Origin of the sequence: Amycolatopsis bartoniae, assembly GCF_014191255.1 — a bacterium.
Lineage (GTDB): Bacteria > Actinomycetota > Actinomycetes > Mycobacteriales > Pseudonocardiaceae > Amycolatopsis_E > Amycolatopsis_E bartoniae.
Window position 1 is genome coordinate 16,785 of record NZ_JACHWH010000011.1, and the last position, 18,060, is coordinate 34,844.

The 18,060-nt window shown below is 70.7% G+C and carries 16 protein-coding genes; 9 read left to right on the plus strand and 7 right to left on the minus strand.

All coding sequences use genetic code 11. From position 1 onward, the window contains the following. Nucleotides 1–289: 289 nt before the first annotated feature. The gene (locus FHX82_RS31785; protein WP_145936019.1) at nt 290–1,210 is read right to left on the minus strand and encodes a MurR/RpiR family transcriptional regulator; all 921 of its coding nucleotides are present in this window, start codon (nt 1,208–1,210) and stop codon (nt 290–292) included. A 79-nt stretch (nt 1,211–1,289) separates the two neighbouring features. Between FHX82_RS31785 and FHX82_RS31790 the strand changes: the two genes are divergently transcribed. Genes FHX82_RS31790 through FHX82_RS31800 form a run of 3 tightly spaced genes read left to right on the plus strand, consistent with a single transcriptional unit; the run spans nt 1,290 to nt 4,302 of the window. Then, nucleotides 1,290–2,681, plus strand: coding sequence for an MFS transporter (locus tag FHX82_RS31790; protein WP_145936018.1), 1,392 nt, complete (start codon nt 1,290–1,292; stop codon nt 2,679–2,681). Next, nucleotides 2,678–3,103 carry a GAF domain-containing protein gene (locus tag FHX82_RS31795; RefSeq protein WP_145936017.1) on the plus strand — a complete coding sequence of 142 codons (426 nt, stop codon included), beginning with the start codon at nt 2,678–2,680 and terminating at the stop codon, nt 3,101–3,103. Before FHX82_RS31790 ends, FHX82_RS31795 begins: the two co-directional genes overlap by 4 nt. Beyond that, nucleotides 3,100–4,302, plus strand: coding sequence for a metal-dependent hydrolase family protein (locus FHX82_RS31800; protein WP_145936016.1), 1,203 nt, complete (start codon nt 3,100–3,102; stop codon nt 4,300–4,302). Before FHX82_RS31795 ends, FHX82_RS31800 begins: the two co-directional genes overlap by 4 nt. Before the next feature lie 232 nt (nt 4,303–4,534). Here the strand turns inward: FHX82_RS31800 and FHX82_RS31805 are convergent, their stop codons facing one another. The 3 genes from FHX82_RS31805 to FHX82_RS31815 are packed head-to-tail and all read right to left on the minus strand — an operon-like array spanning nt 4,535 to nt 8,459. Beyond that, complete coding sequence (locus FHX82_RS31805) at nt 4,535–6,073, minus strand: glycerol-3-phosphate dehydrogenase/oxidase (RefSeq protein ID WP_145936015.1); 1,539 nt, start codon at nt 6,071–6,073, stop codon at nt 4,535–4,537. A 23-nt stretch (nt 6,074–6,096) separates the two neighbouring features. Continuing rightward, a complete protein-coding gene (gene glpK / locus FHX82_RS31810; RefSeq protein ID WP_145936014.1) occupies nt 6,097–7,614 on the minus strand; it encodes a glycerol kinase GlpK in 1,518 nt (505 codons plus the stop codon). A 29-nt stretch (nt 7,615–7,643) separates the two neighbouring features. Further along, nucleotides 7,644–8,459, minus strand: a complete 816-nt coding sequence (locus FHX82_RS31815; protein ID WP_145936013.1) for an MIP/aquaporin family protein — start codon at nt 8,457–8,459, stop codon at nt 7,644–7,646. 203 nt (nt 8,460–8,662) lie between these two features. On the opposite strand from FHX82_RS31815, the gene FHX82_RS31820 reads away from it, so the two are divergent. Further along, on the plus strand, nt 8,663–9,427 hold the full coding sequence (locus tag FHX82_RS31820; RefSeq protein WP_145936012.1) for an IclR family transcriptional regulator: 765 nt from the start codon (nt 8,663–8,665) through the stop codon (nt 9,425–9,427). Between the two features lie 85 nt (nt 9,428–9,512). After that, nucleotides 9,513–11,027 (plus strand): glycerol kinase GlpK, encoded by a 1,515-nt coding sequence (gene glpK, locus FHX82_RS31825; RefSeq protein ID WP_145936011.1) that lies wholly within the window; start codon nt 9,513–9,515, stop codon nt 11,025–11,027. 208 nt (nt 11,028–11,235) lie between these two features. Here glpK (FHX82_RS31825) and FHX82_RS31830 read toward each other — a convergent pair whose 3' ends face one another. After that, a complete protein-coding gene (locus FHX82_RS31830) occupies nt 11,236–12,120 on the minus strand; it encodes an NADP-dependent oxidoreductase (protein ID WP_145936010.1) in 885 nt (294 codons plus the stop codon). 70 nt (nt 12,121–12,190) lie between these two features. Here FHX82_RS31830 and FHX82_RS31835 point away from each other — a divergent pair, with 70 nt between their 5' ends. Further along, complete coding sequence (locus FHX82_RS31835) at nt 12,191–12,775, plus strand: TetR/AcrR family transcriptional regulator (protein ID WP_145936009.1); 585 nt, start codon at nt 12,191–12,193, stop codon at nt 12,773–12,775. Nucleotides 12,776–13,202: 427 nt separating this feature from the next. On the opposite strand, the gene ribA is transcribed toward FHX82_RS31835, so the two are convergent. Both ribA and FHX82_RS31845 read right to left on the minus strand, forming a co-directional pair. After that, a complete protein-coding gene (gene ribA / locus FHX82_RS31840) occupies nt 13,203–14,213 on the minus strand; it encodes a GTP cyclohydrolase II (protein WP_308431621.1) in 1,011 nt (336 codons plus the stop codon). A gap of 262 nt (nt 14,214–14,475) precedes the next feature. Next, a complete protein-coding gene (locus FHX82_RS31845; protein ID WP_145936007.1) occupies nt 14,476–14,709 on the minus strand; it encodes a hypothetical protein in 234 nt (77 codons plus the stop codon). A gap of 161 nt (nt 14,710–14,870) precedes the next feature. On the opposite strand from FHX82_RS31845, the gene FHX82_RS31850 reads away from it, so the two are divergent. The 3 genes from FHX82_RS31850 (at nt 14,871) to FHX82_RS31860 (ending at nt 17,698) form a co-directional block, all read left to right on the plus strand. After that, nucleotides 14,871–15,770 (plus strand): NAD-dependent epimerase/dehydratase family protein, encoded by a 900-nt coding sequence (locus FHX82_RS31850; protein WP_145936006.1) that lies wholly within the window; start codon nt 14,871–14,873, stop codon nt 15,768–15,770. Then, nucleotides 15,767–16,636 (plus strand): alpha/beta hydrolase fold domain-containing protein, encoded by an 870-nt coding sequence (locus FHX82_RS31855; protein WP_145936005.1) that lies wholly within the window; start codon nt 15,767–15,769, stop codon nt 16,634–16,636. Before FHX82_RS31850 ends, FHX82_RS31855 begins: the two co-directional genes overlap by 4 nt. 207 nt (nt 16,637–16,843) lie before the next feature. Beyond that, on the plus strand, nt 16,844–17,698 hold the full coding sequence (locus tag FHX82_RS31860) for an LLM class flavin-dependent oxidoreductase (RefSeq protein WP_145936004.1): 855 nt from the start codon (nt 16,844–16,846) through the stop codon (nt 17,696–17,698). The last annotated feature ends 362 nt before the right edge of the window (nt 17,699–18,060 follow it).

Here is an 18,060-nt window from a genome sequence, read left to right on the forward strand (position 1 = left end):
GCACAGCAGCTCCTGAAAAGGTCTGCGGGGAAGCAGCCCCGATTCGGTAATGAATCGTTTTACCTCGCGTTGAGGCTACGAGGGTTCTCCCTGACGAACAAGAGGTTGTCCGACTCCGGACACGCCGGCTCCGCCACTCGGGCCGCCCCCGCCGTACCACCCACGCCGAGCCACCGTCGGGACGACAGGATGGGAACCTGTGCCCCCTTGCTCCCCACATCGGACTGAATGATTTTCGCCAGCAAGGCCGGGACGGCAGGCTGCTGCCCGAGATCGCGGAGGCGTTCCGTCATTGAGGGGACGGCTTGCCGCCCGGCCGCCGGTGCAGCAGGTCGAACCGGGACCACATGGCCTCCGCGGCTTCGATCGACCTGCCGGTCCTGGCGGGGTCCACCGCCGCCAGCTGTGCCACGATCGCCTGGGCCAGCGCGATCCCACCGGTCAGCGACGGGAAGAACGTCACGCCCTCGGCGGGCACGATCAGCACCCGCTCCGCCGCCTCCGCCAGCGCTGGGCTCGCCGCGTCCGTGATCGCGAAGACCCGGGCGCCCCGGTCGTGTGCCTCGTTCGCCGCCAGCACCGTGCTCTCGTACAACCGCCAGAAGCTGATCGCCACGAAGGCGTCGTCGGCGGTCAGCTTCGCCGTGGCGTTCGCCAGTTCGGCGTCGCCCGCCGTGATCGCGTGCACGTCGTACCCGGCGAGCCGCGCGTTGTGGGCGAAGGCGATGCCCACCGCGGCGTAACTGCCGTCCGCGATCACCACCGTGCGCCTCGCGGCGGCGATCGCCTCCGCGACCTCGCGGATCTCCGCCTCGTCGAACCGACGGTTCAGCAGCGCGAGCCCGTCGAGGTCCCGGCGCAGCGCGGCCGACGCGGGTGAGCCGACGCCGTGGTGCTCCTCGGCGACCTCGGGCGCACTCAGCGACGACAGGTACCGCGCACGCAGTTCCTGTTGCAGCGCGGGCCATCCCGCGAACCCGAGTGCCTGCGCGGTCCTGGTCACCGTCGCGACGTTGACCCCCGCGAGCCGGGCCAGGTCCGCCGTGGAGCCGAACGACGCCTCACGCGGACGCGAGACCAGCACCTCCACCACCGCGGCCGACTTCGGGCGCAGCCCGCGCCCGGGCACGCGCGCGCGTAGCCACTCCTCGAACCCGTCGAGGTTCCTCCTGTCCGCCACCCGCGCACCGTATCCCACTGTTACAAGCATGCAAAGCGTATTGCAGTTTCGCGAATCTGCAGGATACGTTGTCGGAACTCCTGGTGGTCCCCTTCCGGAAGGCGTTGGGATGACGCTCCTGGCACGACTCGACCGGCTGCCGCTGGCCCGGCCGCACTACCTCCTGCTGCTCGTCGGCGGGCTCGGGTACACGTTCGACGGCATGGACTCCGCCGTCGTCGCGTTCCTGCTGCCCGGCGTGAAGTCGGTGTGGCAGCTCAGCAACGGCGAGCTGGGGTTGATCGGCTCCGCGACCCCGTTCGGCTTCCTCTTCGGCGCGATCGCGGCCGGCCTGCTCGGCGACCGCGTCGGCCGCAAGAAGGTCATGATGTACGCGCTGGCGTTCTACGCGGTGTTCTCCGTGATCGCCGCGTTCTCCCCGAACTACGAGATCTTCCTGGTCTCCCGCGTGCTCGCCGGTGCGGGTGCCGGCGCGGAGAGCGCGATCATCGCCCCGTTCCTGTCGGAGTTCGTGCCCGCGAAACGCCGTGGCTGGTTCGTCGGCGCGCTCGCGGGGTTCTTCTCGTTCGGGTTCGTCGCCGCCGCGGTCATCGGCCGGTTCGTCGTGTCGGCCGTGCCCGAGGGCTGGCGCGTGGCACAGGTGATCACCGCGCTGCCGATCGTGCTCCTGCTGTGGTGGCGCCGTTCCCTGCCGGAATCGCCGCGGTTCCTGCTCGCGCAGGGCCGTACCGCCGAGGCAGAACAGGTGGTCGCGCGGTTGGAGCGGGCCGTCGAAAAAGCCACGAAGGCACCGTTACCGCCCGTGCCGGAGGCCGCGGTCCAGCCGATGACCGAGACCCCGAAGGTCAACCTGCTCACCGCGCTGAAGTTCCTCTGGAGCCCGGCGATGGCCCGGCGCACGGCGGTGATCTGGGCCGTCTGGTTCGTCATCACCTTTTCGTACTACGGCTTCTTCTCGTGGATTCCGACCCTGCTCGTGGAACGCGGGATCACGGTGACGAAGAGCTTCGAGTTCTCGATCATCATTTACGTCGCACAGGTGCCGGGCTACTTCTCCGCCGCATGGCTGTCCGAGCGCCTCGACCGCAAGCACACGATCGCGCTGTATCTCACCGGCTCGGCGGTAAGCGCTTTCTGGCTGAGCCAGATGAACGCGCCGTGGTCGATCACGCTCGCCGGTGCGGTGCTGTCGTTCTTCCTCAACGGCACCTACGCCGGGGTGTACTCGTACACCCCGGAGGTGTTCCCGACGTGGATCCGCGCCACCGGGACCGGGTTGTCGAGTGCGTTCGGCCGAGTCGGCAGCATCCTCGCGCCGACGATCATCGGCGTGTTCGCCGCGAGCCTCGGGTTCGGCGGCGTGTTCGGCCTCACCACCGCGGTACTGGTGCTGGGCGTGTTGTGCGTGGTGGTCTTCGGGTTGTCCACCGCGGGCCGCTCGCTGGAGGAACTGACCGAGTCCGGCGCACCCGTCGCCGTCACGAAGGAGCTGAACAAGTGACCGAACTGTCCACTGTGGAGGAAAAGGTGCGGGCCGAGATCGGTGCGCGGCTGTTCACCGTGCTGGCCTGGGTTCCCGAGCGGCGCACCATGCGCCGGGTTCACACGAGCCACCCCGAGCAGTACCCGGTCGGCGGGGAGAAAAGCGTCGAGATCACCGGTGGCTGGCTGGAGCGGTGCATCGTCCGGCAGGAGCCGTTCTTCGGGCCGGACCTGGCGTCGGTGCGCGAGGTGTTCGCCGACCACGAGCTGATCGACTCGCTCGGCTGCGGCGCGGTGATCAACGTGCCGGTGGTCGACGGGGGCGAGACGTTGGGCGCGCTCGCCATCCTCGACGCGGAGGGCGCCTACGACGAGGCGTCCGTCGAAGCAGCGGTGAAACTCGCGCCGTTGGCTGTGGCCGCCCTGCGGGAGCTGCGATGAACCTGCTGCTGCGCAACGCATTGTTGCTCGACCCGGAGACCGGCGAGTACACCGAGGGCGACCTGCGGTGCGCCGACGGCCGGATCGTCGAGACCGGCCGGGGGCTCACCGCGGACGTCCGCACCGAGGACCTGCGTGGCGCCGTCGTGCTGCCCGGCCTGATCGACGCACACGTGCACGTCACGGCGTCCACCGCGGATCTCGGCTCGCTGCCGTCGACCGCACCGTCCTATGTGGCCCTGCAGAGCGCGCGGACGATGAACGGGATGCTGTCCCGCGGGTTCACCACGGTGCGGGACGCGTCGGGCGCGGACTACGGTCTCGCCGACGCACAGGCCGAAGGGCTGTTCCGCGGGCCGCGGCTGTTGTTCTGCGGGCGGGCGCTGAGCCAGACCGGCGGGCACGGCGACAACCGGAGCCGCGGCACCCACCGGCACGACGACCACCCGTGCTGCGCCGGCCTCGGCCGCATCGCCGACGGGGTGGACGCCGTGCGGGCCGCCGCGCGGGACGAGCTGCGCAAGGGCGCGCACCACATCAAGGTCATGGCTTCGGGTGGCGTCGCGTCGCCGACCGACCGCATCGACTCCACGCAGTACTCGGCGGAGGAGATGCGTGCGGTGGTGGAGGAGGCGGAGGCGGCGAACCGGTACGTCGCCGCGCACGCCTACACCGCACGGGCCGTGAACCGCGCGCTGGAGCTGGGTGTCCGTTCGATCGAGCACGGGAACCTGCTGGACGACCGCAGCGTGGAGCTGTTCCGCGAGCACGACGCGTTCCTCGTGCCCACGCTCGTGACCTATTGGGCGCTCAAGGAGGAGGGGCGCGAGTTCGGGCTGCCGGAGGCGAGCTGGCGGAAGGTGGACGAGGTGCTCGGCGCCGGGCTGGCGGCGCTGGAGCGAGCCGCGCGTGGCGGCGTGAAACTGGTGTACGGCACGGATCTGCTCGGCGGGATGCACCGGCACCAGAACACGGAGTTCCGTCTGCGTGCGGAGGTCCAGACCCCGCTGGAGGTGCTCCGCTCCGCGACGACGGTGGCGGCGGAGCTGGTGAACCTGAGCGGCGAGATCGGCACCCTGCGCCCCGGCGCACACGCCGACCTGCTCGTCGTCGAGGGCGATCCGCTGGCGGACATCGGCGTCCTCGCCGACCCACAGCACATCCGGCATGTCGTGCAGGGCGGGGAAGTCGTGGGGTGACCCGCCACGGCGGGATGCTCGTGCTCGCCGGCTGGTGCCTGACACAGGCCGGGTTCGCCGCGACGACGATGGGGTTGCGGGCACTGCTCGCCGAAGCGATCTCGACCAGGGTCGGCGTGCCGGCGGTGGTCGCACTCGGCACCGACACCGCGGTGGTCCTGGTACTGCGCGACCAGGTACGCACCGAACGGATCCGGATCGTGCGACGCGAGGCCGAACTACTACCCGGGCTTCAGACCAGCGCGCCCTGGAGGAGTTCCGCGACCCGTCGTCGGATCTCGGGGGTGTCCAGGCCCCGCACGGTCAGCGTGGTGCGGCGGCGCAGGACGTCGTCGGGCTCGCACGCCCATTCCCGCTCGATCGCGTACACCACCTGGGCCCAGATGTCGGGTCCGCCGGGGTGCACTCGTTCGAGCAGGGCGGGGTTTTCGAGCCCGAGCGCCAGCAGTTCGTGGCTCACCGAGCCGTAGTGCCGCGCCAGGTGGGCGGCCACGTCCCCCGGCAGCTCCGGTGCGGCACGCAGCAGCACGTGTTCCACCGCCTCGGGGCTCGCCGCACCGGGCAGCGGCGCGTTGACCGGGCCGGGCGCGGCCTGGGGCAGCCGTGTGCGCAGGTGCGCGAGCACCTTCCGGCCGATGTCGCGGAACGTGGTCCACTTGCCGCCCGCGATGCTGATCATGCCGCCGCGCCCGACGCTGACCACGGTCTCGCGCTTGGCGTGCTGGGTGTCGCCCTCGCCGCCGGGCAGCACGCGCAGTCCCGCGAAGGAGTACACGATGTCGGACCGGCGCAGGTGCTCCTCCCCGATCGACAGCCCGGCCTCGCCGAGGATCTGGTCCACGTCGGCGTCCGTCGGACGGACATCGGCCGGGTCGCCCCGGTACTCCTCGTCCGTGGTGCCCAGCAGCAGCTGCCCCTCCCACGGGATCGCGAAGGACACCCGGCCCCCGTCGAGCGGGGTCGTGACCGCGGCGTCCCACGTGCCGTGCCGCCGCAGCACCAGGTGCGTGCCCTTGGACAGCCGCATGCTCGGCCGTGCCGCCGGGTCCTCCAGCCGCCGCAGGTGGTCGACCCACGGCCCGGCGGCGTTGACGACCACCTCGGCGTCGATTCCGAACTCGTTGCCGGACAACGTGTTCCGAACGTCCACACCGGACACCCGGCCCCCCGTGGTGCGCAGGCCGAGCACCTCGGCGTGGTTGAGCAGCACGGCACCGGACTCCGCGGCGGCCCGCGCCGTGGTGACCGCGAGCCGGGCGTCGTTCATCTGGTGGTCGTGGTAGATCCCGCACGCCGTCAGCGCGCCGGCACGCAGGCCCGACACGTACTGCTGCGCCCGCCCGGGAGAGATGACGTGCCCGATGCCGTCGGCGAACCCGGACAACGCCGTGTAGGCGAGCATCCCGGCGCCGATCGTCACCGGCCCGTGCGGGCCACCGCGGCGCAGTGCCACGAGGAACGGCAACGGGCGCACGTGGTGCGGGGCCACCGTGGTGCCGAGCGCACGGCGTTCACGGTGGTTCTCCCGCACCAGCTTGACGTTGCCCATCGCCAGGTACCGCAGGCCGCCGTGCACGAGCTTCGACGACGCGCTGGAGGTGGCCGAGGCGAAGTCGCCCTTCTCGACCACCGCCACGCGCAGCCCGGCCCTGGCGGCTTCCCAGGCGGTGGCCAGTCCGACGATGCCGCCACCGATCACCAGCACGTCGAACCGGCCGGTGGTCAGCAGCTCCGTGGTCCGGGCCCGGTGCCCGGCAAGGGATTCGTGCACGTGTCCTACTTCCTTCGCTTCCGTCAGTCCGCGTCGATCCAGCCGACCGTGCGGGAAACCGCCTTCTTCCAGCCCGCGTAGCCCTCAGCCCGCTGCTCGTCGCTCCACGTGGGCTCCCAGCGGCGGTCCTCCTGCCAGTTCTGCTCCAGCTCGTCCGTGGAGCCCCAGAAACCGACCGACAAACCGGCGGCGTAGGCGGCGCCGAGCGCGGTGGTCTCGGCGACCACCGGCCGCGACACCGGCACGCCCAGGATGTCCGCCTGCAGCTGCATGCACAGCTGGTTCGCGGTCACCCCACCGTCCACCCGCAGCACCTCCAGCTCGACGCCGGAGTCCGCGGTCATCGCCTCGACCACGTCGCGGCTCTGGTAGCAGATCGCCTCCAGCGTCGCGCGGGCCACATGGGCGTTGGTGCTGTAACGGGACAGGCCCAGCAGCGCGCCGCGAGCGTCGGAACGCCAGTACGGCGCGAACAGGCCCGAGAACGCCGGGACGAAGTAGACGCCACCGTTGTCGCCGACCTGGCTCGCCAGCGCTTCGCTCTGCGCGGCACCGCTGATGATGCCCAGCTGGTCGCGCAGCCACTGCACGGCCGAGCCGGTGACGGCGATCGAGCCTTCCAGCGCGTAGACCGGCTTCTCCTCACCGAACTGGTAGGCCACCGTGGTGAGCAGCCCGTGCTGCGAGCGCACCAGCTCGTGGCCGGTGTTGAGCAGCAGGAAGTTGCCGGTGCCGTAGGTGTTCTTGGCCTCGCCGGGCCGGAAGCACAGCTGGCCGACGGTCGCCGCCTGCTGGTCGCCGAGCACCCCCGCCAGCTTCACCTCGCCGCCGAACGGCCCGTTCGCGCGGGTCACGCCGTGCAGCTCGGGGTTACCGGACGGAAGGATGAACGGCAGCATCTGGCGCGGGATGCCGAAGAAGGACAGCAGCTCGTCGTCCCAGTCCCACGTCTCCAGGTTCATCAGCATCGTGCGGCTGGCGTTGGTGGGATCGGTGATGTGCACCCCGCCGTCGACGCCGCCGGTGAGGTGCCACAGCAGCCAGGTGTCCATCGTGCCGAAGATCGCGTCGCCCGCCTCGGCCGCGGCCCGCACGCCGTCGACGTTCTCCAGGATCCACTGCAGCTTGCCCGCCGAGAAGTACGTCGCGGGCGGCAGGCCCGCCTTCTGCCGGATCACGTCCCCGCGGCCGTCCGCGTCGAGCGCGGCGGCGATGCGGTCGGTGCGCGTGTCCTGCCAGACGATCGCGTTGGTGTAGGGCCGGCCGGTGTGCCGGTTCCACACCACGGTCGTCTCGCGCTGGTTGGTGATGCCGACCGCCGCGAGGTCGCTCGCCCGCAGGTTCCCCTTGGTGAGCGCGCTTTCGACGACCGCGCGGGTGCGTTCCCAGATCTCGGTCGGGTTGTGCTCGACCCAGCCGGGCCGCGGCAGGATCTGGTCGTGCTCCAGCTGGTGCCGCACGATCTCATTGCCCCCGTGGTCGAAGACCATGAACCGGGTGCTGGTCGTGCCCTGGTCGATCGCGCCGACGAACTCGCCCATTGTCGTCACCTTCCTGTTCAGGCCGTGTTTCAGGCGTTGGCCTCGACGGGGATCCGCCCGGGCTCGCCCGCCCCGGCGGTGGGGAGGAACCGGCCGACGAGCAGCCGGTAGAGACCGACGCCGACGACGCCGCCGATCAGGGGGCCGACGATCGGCACCCAGAAGTAGAGATCGCCGTACTGGTCGTGCCACGCGCCGTGGTAACCGGTGAGGAAGGACGCGAGGCGAGGGCCGAAGTCACGGGCGGGGTTGATCGCGTACCCGGCGTCGGTGCCCCACGCCATGCCGATGCCCACGACGACGGCGCCGACGACGATCGGCGAGGCCCACTGCGGCGGCACGAGGTTGCGCACGTCGGTGATCGCGGCGATGAGGAACAGCAGGATCGCGGTGCCGATGATCTGGTCGCGCAGCGCGCCGAGGTCGCTCACGGGCAGTGTGCCGTTGCCCGGCAGGGTCGAGAACACGCCCTGGGTCTTGATGGTGTGCCCCGGGTCGGCGGCCGACAGGACCTCGCCGTAGTTCCACCGCACCAACAGGGCCGCGACGAACGCGCCCGCGGTCTGGGCGAGCACGTACGGGGCCACCTTGCGCCAGGAGAAGTCGCGGAACACCGCCAGCGCCACCGTCACCGCGGGGTTGAGATGCCCGCCGCTGATGCGGGCCGAGACGAACACGCCGAGCACCACGCCGAGGCCCCAGGCCCACGCGATGCTGTCGTGACCGCCGATGCCCGCGGCCGCGACCTGCGCGACCACGCCGACACCGAACAGGATCAGGATCATGGTGCCGGCGAACTCCGCCAGCACCTCGCCGGCGAGCCCGCCGGCCTTGAGACGCTCCATTGCCACCTCCGAACCCAGTCCCGCCACGCCACCGGGGCGGGTGCCGGGGACGTTAAGAAGCGATCGGGAGGGCGACAACGGGCGTCGTTCGACATCGTCGAACGCTCGGTCCCGCTCGCGCAAGCCACGCCGGGCCGGACGGCTGCTCGGGGCTCGGAAGAGACGGTCGGCATTGTCGAACGGCAAGGGCTAAGGTTCGCCTCGTGCCGGGCCCCATCCAGTCCATCGAACGCGCCGCCGCGATCCTGCGGCTGCTCGCGCGCGGGTCCGGGCGGCTCGGGCTCGCCGACATCGCCGCCGGCCTCGGGCTCGCGAAGGGCACGGCACACGGGCTGCTGCGCACCCTGCAGGGCGTGGGCTTCGTGCACCAGGATCCCGTGTCCGGCAAGTATTCGCTCGGCGACGCGTTGTCGCACCTCGGTCCCGGCTACCTCGACGCCAACGACCTCCGCTCGCGCGCGAGCAACTGGGCCGACGCGCTGGCCGCCCGCAGCGGGGAAGCCGTGCGGCTCGGCGTGCCGGGCGAGGGCAGCGTGCTGGTGGTGCACCACGTGTTCCGGCCGGACGACACGCAGCAGTCGCTCGACGTCGGCAGTTCCCAGCCGCTGCACGCGACCGCGCTCGGCAAGGTCCTGCTCGCCTTCGACGCCGACCTCGCCCGGACCGTGCTGTCCGGTGCGCCCGAGCCCTACACCCGCCGCACCCTCACGGCCGGCCCGGCACTGGCGGCCGCGCTGGCGCGGATCCGCGAGGCGGACTGGGCGGCGGAGGTGGAGGAGTTCGTGCCCGGTGAAGCCGGCGTCGCCGCGCCGGTCCGCTCGTTCGGCGGGCTCGTCGTCGGCGCCATCGGCATCACCGGCGCGGTCGACCGGCTCTGCGACACCCGCGGCCGCCCGCGCCCCGTGCTCGTGCGTAGCGTCCTGGACGCGGCACTCGCGGTGAGCCGCGATCTGGAGACAGAGCGTTAGCGGAAGCCGGTGACCGGTGTCCACCACGCCGGGAACGGTGTCCCCACCGTTAACCTCTGGTCATGAACCGGCCGGAGGTCCGCTGATGCCCGCGCACCACGTGATGGCGATCGACCAGGGCACGACGTCCACCCGCTGCCTGGTGTTCGACCAGCGGGCCCGGCTCGTCGCCGTCGTGCAGCGCGAGCACCGGCAGCACTTCCCGCGGCCCGGCTGGGTCGAGCACGACGCCACCGAGATCTGGCGCAACGTCGACCGGATCGTGCCGCAGGCGTTGCGGGAGGCCGGGATCGACGCGGGCCAGGTGGCGGGGCTCGGCATCGCCAACCAGCGGGAAACCACCGTGTTGTGGGACCGGCACACGGGTGTTCCCGTCGGCCACGCCGTGGTGTGGCAGGACACCCGCACCGAGGACCTCGTCCGCGCGCTGTCGGCGCTGCCCGGTGCCGAGCGGGTCCGGGAACGCAGCGGGCTGCCGCTCGCGACGTACTTCTCCGCACCCAAGGTCCGCTGGCTGCTCGATCACACCCCGGGCCTGCGCGAGCGCGCCGAACGCGGCGACGTGCTGTTCGGCACCATGGAGAGCTGGCTGATCTGGAACCTGACCGGCGGTGCCGACGGCGGCAGCCACGTCACCGACGTCACCAACGCCAGCCGCACCCTGCTGATGAACCTGTCCACATTGGACTGGGATGACGACCTGCTGGCGTTCTTCGGCGTCCCGCGCGCGATGCTGCCGGAGATCCAGCCATCGGCGCGGGAGCACGGCGTCACCCGCCGGGTCGTGCCCGGGCTGCGGATCGCCGCGGCGCTCGGCGACCAGCAGGCGGCGTTGTTCGGCCAGACGTGCTTCGACGCGGGCGAGGCCAAGTGCACCTACGGCACGGGCAGCTTCCTGCTCATGAACACCGGCACGGAACCGGTGTCCTCGCGGCACGGACTGCTGACCACGGTCGCGTTCCAGCTCGACGCCGAGCCCGCGCACTACGCGCTGGAAGGCTCGATCGCGGTCACCGGCTCGCTCGTGCAGTGGTTCCGCGACGCGCTGGGGCTCATCCGCACGGCGCCGGAGATCGAAACCCTCGCCAGGACGGTGGACGACAACGGCGGCTGCTACATCGTGCCCGCCTTCGCGGGGTTGTTCGCCCCGCACTGGCGCAGCGAGGCACGGGGCATCGTCGTCGGGCTGACCTCCTACGTGACGAAGGGCCATCTCGCCCGCGCGGTGCTGGAGGCGACGGCGTGGCAGACCCGTGAGGTCGTCGAGGCCATGAACGCCGATTCCGGGCTGACGGCGAAGGCGCTCAAAGTGGACGGTGGGATGACGCCGGACCACCTGCTGATGCAGCTCATCGCGGACGTGCTGGACGTGCCGGTGATGCGCCCGATGCTCGCCGAGACGGTGTCCGTCGGCGCCGCCTACGCCGCGGGGCTGGCCGTCGGGCTGTGGCCGGACCTGCGGGGGCTGCGCCGCAACTGGCACCGCGCGGCGCAGTGGCTGCCGCAGATGCCCGCCGCCCGCCGCGACGCGGAGTACGCGAACTGGCGGCACGCCGTGCGGCTGAGCATCGACTGGGGCAACCGGGCCACGCGCGGCTGAAGCCCGCGCACCGCTCACCCACCCGCTCGGCGAGCTGGGTCGCTGACGGGCCGGCCGTTGATGTTCGGCCCGCGAGCGGCCGGTCGCACGGCCAGGCGGGCGCGCCGGTGTTCAGCGATCGGCGGGTGCCGTACCTGCACGCGGTACGCGCGCCCCTGCCGGAGATCCCGCTCGTGCCCGGCGGCGGCGTCACGCTGTTCGTCTGAGCTCAGACGATGATCACCCGGCGACCGCGCGTGTGACCGGCCTGGCTGTCGACGTGCGCGGCCGCGGCGTCGGCGAGCGCGTACGACTTCTCGACGGGGATGTGCAGCTTTCCCTGTGAGATGAGACGGGCCGCGTCGGCGAGCGCGTCCGGCACGCTCCCGGCGACGCCGGAAAACCGGACCCCGGCGTCCTCGGCACCGCGGTCGGCGGTGGTGAGCACCTTCCCCGCGTCCCCGGTCAGCTCGACGAGCTCGCGCAGCACGCCCGAACCGGCCAGGTCGAGCGCCGCGTCGACGTGGCCGAGCTGCCGCACGCGCTCGACCCAGCCCTCGCCGTAGGTCGTGGCGAGGGCACCCAGGCCACGCAGGTAGTCCTGGTTCGCGGCACCGGCCGTGCCGATCACGGTGATCCCGCGCTCGCGGGCGATCTGCAGCACCGCCGATCCGACACCGCCGGACGCGCCGTTGACCAGCAGCGTCTGCCCGCTCTCCACGCCAACCTCACGCAGGATGCGCAGCGCGGTCTCCACCACCGAGGGGTATCCGGCGGCCTCTTCGAACGTCAGCCCCCCGGGCATGCGGGCCCACGCCGTCAGCACGGCGAACTCCGCGTACGTGCTCGAACCTTCACCGAACACGGCGTCGCCGACCGCGATCCCGTCGACGCCGTCGCCGACCTCGTCCACGACTCCGGCGGCGTCCAGCCCGATCCCGGCGGGCAGCTCCATCGGCTGGAACTGGCCCTCACGGATCCTCCAGTCGACGGGGTTCACACCGGCCGCCCGCACGGCGATGCGTACCTGACCGGGACCCGCGTGGGGCTCCTCCACCTCCACCAGCCGCAGCACCTCGGGACCGCCGAACTCGGCGAAGCTCACTCTCTTCATGCCCTCGACCATAGCACTAACAGTTAGTGTTTTAAAACGATTAGGGTTTCGTAGTTGGTAGCATCAACTCATGACCGCCCCGCCCGGACGCCGCGAGCGCAAGAAGGCCGCGACCCGCCAGAAGATCGCCGACACCGCACTGCGGCTCTTCCTGGAACGCGGGTACGACGAGGTGGGCATCCGCGAGGTGGCCGCCGAAGCCGACGTGGCCGTCACCACGGTCTTCTCGCACTTCGCCTCGAAAGAGGCCCTGGTGTTCGAGCGGAACGAGGACTTCGAGCAACGCCTCGCGCGGGCGGTCACGGACCGGGCCCCACACGAACCACTCATCCCGGCACTGCGCCGCGAGATCCTGGTGATGGTGCGGCACTGCGCGACGGGCGACGCCGCCCCGATCTGGCGCATGGTGGACGAATCCCCCACGCTGCGGCAGTACGAGGAGTCGATGCGGTTGCGGCACGCGAACTCGCTGGCCGCGGCCATCGCCACCGAGCTGGAGCTGGCACAGCCCACGACGTTCTGCCGGACGATCGCGAGGTTCGTGGTCGATTCCCACTCGCTCGCCCGCGAGGCGCCGGATCCGGAGGCCGCGGTGGACGAGATCTTCCGGATGATCGAGGCGGCCTGGAAGGCGGGCGGGCCCGCACACACGTGAAGGATCCGCCCTCCGCTGTCAGGCGCCGTACGGGTCCGCAGGCGGCGCTGATCTCCGCGTGCGAGGACTGCCCGGAGCGGGCCAGCTGGCCGAGCACCTGCCTCGCCCAGATGACCGGCAGGTGCGCGGCGGCCAGCCACAGAACCTCCTCCTGCGACTCGGCTGGCCGCTTATTCCACCGAATCACCGCACCCATAACTCACACCCTGCACTGGTCAACTCGGCGACGAGCCAGGGACTGTCAGCGATCGCCGTAGTGCATGGCGAGCGTGTTCAACGCGTGCGAAATGACCCTGTCGAGGTACCGCGCGGGCGATCCGGGCGACGAGTTCCGGTGGCCGGCTGGGTGACGCACGCGAGGATTCACGGATCACGCTCGGCCGCCACCAGACGGTCGCATTTCACCTCCAGTTCGCGGCTCCCTCCGTCACATCGCGCGCTGCTGAGAGGGACGCAGGTGCCCCATCCGCTCCTGCTTGGTCCGCAAGTAGCGCAGATTGCACGGGTTCTCGGCGAAAGGCACCGCGACCCGCTCGACTACCTCGAGGCCGTGATCGTGGAGCCCGCGGAACTTGGCGGGGTTGTTCGTGATCAGCCGAAGCCGGCGGATGCCGAGGTCGGCCAGGATCTGCGCGCCGGTGTCGTAGCCGCGCGAGTCGACGGGCAGGCCTTGCACGAGGTTCGCCTCGACCGTGTCGAGCCCCTTCTCCTGCAACGCATAGGCACGGATCTTGTGCGCCAGCCCGATGCCGCGCCCCTCGTGTCCTCGCAAGTAGACGATCGCACCGCAGCCTTCGTCGGAAACCGCCCGGAGAGCGTGCTCCAGCTGCGCACCACAGTCGCACCGCAGCGAGCCGATGAGGTCGCCAGTCAGGCATTCGCTGTGGACCCGGACGAGCGCTCCCGCCGCCGACCGTCCCGCGGCCGCGACGTCACCCCGCACGATGGCAAGGTGTTCGGCGCCGTCCAGCGTGGAACGGTATGCCACGGCCCGAAAATCACCGAACACCGTGGGAAGGGCCGCCGTCGCGACCCGCTCGACCAAACGCTCGGTGACGCGGCGGAAACGGACGAGATCCGCGATGGCCAAGATCGGCAGCCCGTGCTCCTCGGCGAAAGCCCGCAACTGCGCTCCGCGCGACATCGAACCGTCCGGTGCCACGATCTCGCCGATCACTGCGGCGGGAACCCGACCGGTCAGCTTCATCAGGTCGATCGCCGCCTCCGTGTGTCCCGCCCGGGCGAGCACCCCGCCGTCCCGCGCCTGCAGCGGGAAAATGTGCCCGGGCCGGCGAAGATCCGCCGGCCGAGTCGCCGGGTCGGCCAGCGCGCGCACCGTCCGTGCCCGGTCCGCCGCGGAGACGCCCGTTCCGCTGTCGACGTGATCGGTGGTGACGGTGAACGCCGTCGCGTGTGATTCACTGTTGTCACCGACCATCTGCGGCAGGCGCAGTTGTGCCGCTCGTTCCGCGGTGATCGGGATCGAACTTCTCGGGGGTCGGATCGTACGGATAGCTGAAAATCTCGAAAAGCCACGACTTGACCACGTGCTGCTCCGTCCACTTTGACATTCGCATTGCTGTTGCGCGCATCGCGGTGCTGAACCGGATGAGGTGCTTGTCACGTTAAGGCGGAGCGGTCCGGCGCGGCGAGCCACTAGCCGCACAGGTCTGGCCATTTTTCGCACCGGCTCGTGCCGGTCAGGCGACCAGCGCCCGCAATTCCTCACGGATCGCCGTGAACGTGTCCAGGTTCCGCTCAACCGGGCTGATCGCGAGACTCAGGGTCCTGCGCCGGTCGAGCACCAACCGCACGAGGCTGTCGATGTCGCGCGCCGGTGCACCACGGAAGCCGTGGAGCAGAGGGGCTACCCGGAGGCGGTGGATGGCCTCGCGCACCAGCTCAGAAGTGAGCGGTGGGATGAGCAGCCCCACGCTCATCTCGAGCCCGCCGTCGAGGCACGGCTCGACCAGGAGCCCGCCCGCACTTCGGCCTCGTCGCCGATGCCCCACGCTCGCTTCCGCTTGACATTGACACTGATGTAAGAGTTTAGCGTGATGATTCGAGAGCGAAATCGCTGAGGAACGGAATCATCATGAAGGTCTTCATCACCGGCGGGACGGGCTATCTCGGTACCGTCCTCGTCGAGCACCTCGTCACGGCCGGACACGACGTGGCAGCCCTTGCCCGCTCGGACGCCAGCGCCGCCCGCCTGCACGAGGCGGGTGCCACACCTGTGGCCGGGTCGCTCAGCGACACCGCCGTCCTCACCGGCGCCGCGGCCACCGCCGATGCCGTCATTCACGCGGCGGTCGACTACACGATGACCGACCAATCGACGGCCAGGGAGCTGGCCGCGGTCACGGCGCTGGTCGACGGCGCCGCGTCCGGGACTGCCCGCAAGCCGTTCGTCTTCACCAGCACCGGGCTGGTCTACGGGTTCGAGGAGGACCAGGACAGGTCGGAAGATGCTGTTCTGCCGCAGGTCAGCGCACAGCCGGTGAAGGTCGCCGCGGAACGCATCGTCCGCGGCGAGGCGGGCATCCGCGGCATCGTGTTCCGCGCCGGGCTGATCTTCGGCCGCGGTGGCTCCGCGGTGCTGGGCGGACTGATCCAGTCCGCCCAGCACACCGGCACATCAAGCTACGTCGGAGACGGGCAGAACGCATGGACCCCCGTCCACGTCGACGACCTCGCCGAGGTGTACGTCGCGGCGCTCGAACACCCGGTCGCCGGCATCTACAACGCTGTCGGCGCCGTGCCGTTCACGTTCCGGGCACTCGCCGAAGCGATCGCAGACCTGACCGGGACGCCGGTGGCATCCGTACCGCTCGAAGTCGCGGAACAGAACTTCGGACCCGCCGCCCGCATCCTGACGACCACGAGCCGCCTCGATGCCTCCAAAGCCCGCGACACCTTCGGCTGGAGTCCCACGCCGCGATCACTGATCGACGATGTCCGTTCCGGCTCCTACACCAACGCCGCCGCGAAATGAGTCCGAGCCTGCAGAGCCGACTGCTCGCCGGCGCCATGACGCTCATGCGTGCTCGAGAGCAGTTCAACCCGAAGAAATTCACCAAGGAGCCGAGCACGGCGGCCCAGTATTCGCCGCCGCCGTCCGTCGAGAAGAGGGTAACCATAACGCGGAGCACGTTCCGCGACTGGCCGGTATTCACGCTCGCGCCGGAGACGCCCTCCGGGAAGCAAGCCCTGTACCTGCATGGCGGGGCGTGGGCAGCGGAGATCCAGGCCGGGCACTGGAACCTCATCGCCGACCTCGTCGTCCGCACCTCGCGGACCTTCGTCGTACCGATCTTCCCCCTCGTTCCAGCGGTCACCCACCGGGACATCACTCCGGTTCTGACGGACCTGTGGGGGGCGATCGCAGGAGAGGTGCCGACGGCACTCGTCGGCGACTCGGCGGGAGCGACAATGGCCCTGAACCTGCTTGTCGCCCTCCCCGAGGGCGCCCCCGCGCCGGATGTGACAGTGCTGCTGTCCCCGACGTTCGATCTCACGTTCGCGAATCCAGAAAGCGCCCGCATCGCCCCCCGCGATCCGCTGCTGAAGCTCGACTACATCCGCGCTCTCGCCGCCAGCTATGCGGGCCCCGACGGGCCCGACAGCGAACTGGTCAGCCCCGTTCACGCCCGGGTCGACCACCTCGGCGCGATCACTGTCTTCACCGGCACCAGGGACCTCCTGAACCCGGATGCTCACCGCTACGCCGACCTCGCCCGAGACGCCCCCGGCACGCAGGTGACCATTGAAGAGACCGCCGATATGGTGCACGACTGGATGTTGATGCCGATCCCCGAAGCGAAAACGACCCGTGCCCACATCGCCCGCCTCCTGCGATAGACAGCAGCCGGGCGAGGCACAGCCGGCGCCACTGCAGGGCATTCGGCGACCGGTGCCGGTGGACCTGCGGGACGGCAGGCGAGCCCTCAGCCGAGATCTGGAAACCGTGAAGCAGCCTGACCGCCGGCAGGGCCCTGCCGGTGTCCTGCAGAGGAAGCAGCATCGCCCCGTTTCGCGCATGGCGATACCCACGTCGGAAGGACATCCATGAAGATCGGTATCACGCTGCCCAACCTGACGGGCGAAACACGGGAGATCCCCCGCTGGGCGGCCGCGGCCGAAGAGGCCGGTTTTGCCACGTTGGGCACGGCGGGCCGCTTCGCCTACCCGGCGGTCAGCGACACCGTGTCACTTGCCGCGGCCGCCGCGGTGACGGAGCGGATCGAGTTGGTCAGCCACATCCTGATCGCCCCGAGTTGGCCGGCGGCCCTGCTGGCCAAGGAAGTCGCCGGGATCGACGCGGTGTCGGGCGGACGGCTGACGCTCGGCATCGGAGTGGGAGTCCGCCCGGACGACTTCGTGGTGCCCGGGCATGGGGTGGACGGGCGTGGCAAGCGCCTGGACGCCGATCTTCACCTCTACCGCAGTGTCTGGCGCGGTGAACCGGTCGCGCACGGCGAGAACCCGGCGGTACCCGCTGGGACCCGCCAGATTCCGCTGCTGTTCGGCGCACAGAGCGAGCCGGCACTGCGGCGGGCCGCGCGCGAAGGCGAAGGCGTCATAGGTCCGACGGTTCCGGCCGCGATGGTGGGCTCCGTGTTCGACGCAGCCCGCGCTGCGTGGTCCGCCGCGGGACGAACCAGTCCGCCACGGCTCGTGGGACTTGCTTACTTCGGGTTCGGTGACGTCGAACAGTCACGCGCGGCGGTGCGCGACTACTACTCCTCCCACACCCTCACGGCACCCGTCGCGGACATGGTCGCGGACAGCGTGTCAGTCGGAGCGACAGAGGTCCGGAAGACGGTCCAGGTGTTCCAGGACATGGGAGCGGACGATCTCGTCTTCCTGCCGACCGAGGGTGGCATCGACGCCCTGGCCCGACTGGCCGGCGCTGTGCTGTAACCTCGCCCCGTCGCGCGGTAGCGGTCCTGATCGCGCCATATCTCAGGCAGGGACGCGACAGCTGCCCGTGCGGCGCGGCGCGGGCCTTGGCCGGTCGGCCTCGAAGGGCGATGACCGCGACGCGTAAAGACGCGCCTGACCCGGCCGAACCCGAGCATTGCGGAGCCGGATGCTGCCCGGATCCTGAGGCCGCCGACGCACACCCCAGCAGCTACTGGAAGCGGATCGACAAGCACTGGGGCGAACGCCGGACGGGCCTCGCCGCTTTCATGCGGAGGCGCCGCGGCGTCGCCCCCCGATCAGCAGGCTGACCAACGTCTCTGGAGATCACAACCAGAACAGCGCGACGTCACTCCAGACGT

What these genes read in the sequence shown, in the direction of transcription:
- FHX82_RS31785 (WP_145936019.1), bottom strand. Translation starts at nt 1,210, where the DNA reads ATGCTTGTAACAGTGGGATACGGTGCGCGGGTGGCGGACAGGAGGAAC.
- FHX82_RS31790 (WP_145936018.1), top strand. Translation starts at nt 1,290, where the DNA reads ATGACGCTCCTGGCACGACTCGACCGGCTGCCGCTGGCCCGGCCGCAC.
- FHX82_RS31800 (WP_145936016.1), top strand. Translation starts at nt 3,100, where the DNA reads ATGAACCTGCTGCTGCGCAACGCATTGTTGCTCGACCCGGAGACCGGC.
- glpK (WP_145936014.1), bottom strand. Translation starts at nt 7,614, where the DNA reads ATGGGCGAGTTCGTCGGCGCGATCGACCAGGGCACGACCAGCACCCGG.
- FHX82_RS31815 (WP_145936013.1), bottom strand. Translation starts at nt 8,459, where the DNA reads ATGGAGCGTCTCAAGGCCGGCGGGCTCGCCGGCGAGGTGCTGGCGGAG.
- glpK (WP_145936011.1), top strand. Translation starts at nt 9,513, where the DNA reads ATGCCCGCGCACCACGTGATGGCGATCGACCAGGGCACGACGTCCACC.
- FHX82_RS31830 (WP_145936010.1), bottom strand. Translation starts at nt 12,120, where the DNA reads ATGAAGAGAGTGAGCTTCGCCGAGTTCGGCGGTCCCGAGGTGCTGCGG.
- FHX82_RS31835 (WP_145936009.1), top strand. Translation starts at nt 12,191, where the DNA reads ATGACCGCCCCGCCCGGACGCCGCGAGCGCAAGAAGGCCGCGACCCGC.
- ribA (WP_308431621.1), bottom strand. Translation starts at nt 14,213, where the DNA reads ATGGTCGGTGACAACAGTGAATCACACGCGACGGCGTTCACCGTCACC.
- FHX82_RS31850 (WP_145936006.1), top strand. Translation starts at nt 14,871, where the DNA reads ATGAAGGTCTTCATCACCGGCGGGACGGGCTATCTCGGTACCGTCCTC.
- FHX82_RS31855 (WP_145936005.1), top strand. Translation starts at nt 15,767, where the DNA reads ATGAGTCCGAGCCTGCAGAGCCGACTGCTCGCCGGCGCCATGACGCTC.
- FHX82_RS31860 (WP_145936004.1), top strand. Translation starts at nt 16,844, where the DNA reads ATGAAGATCGGTATCACGCTGCCCAACCTGACGGGCGAAACACGGGAG.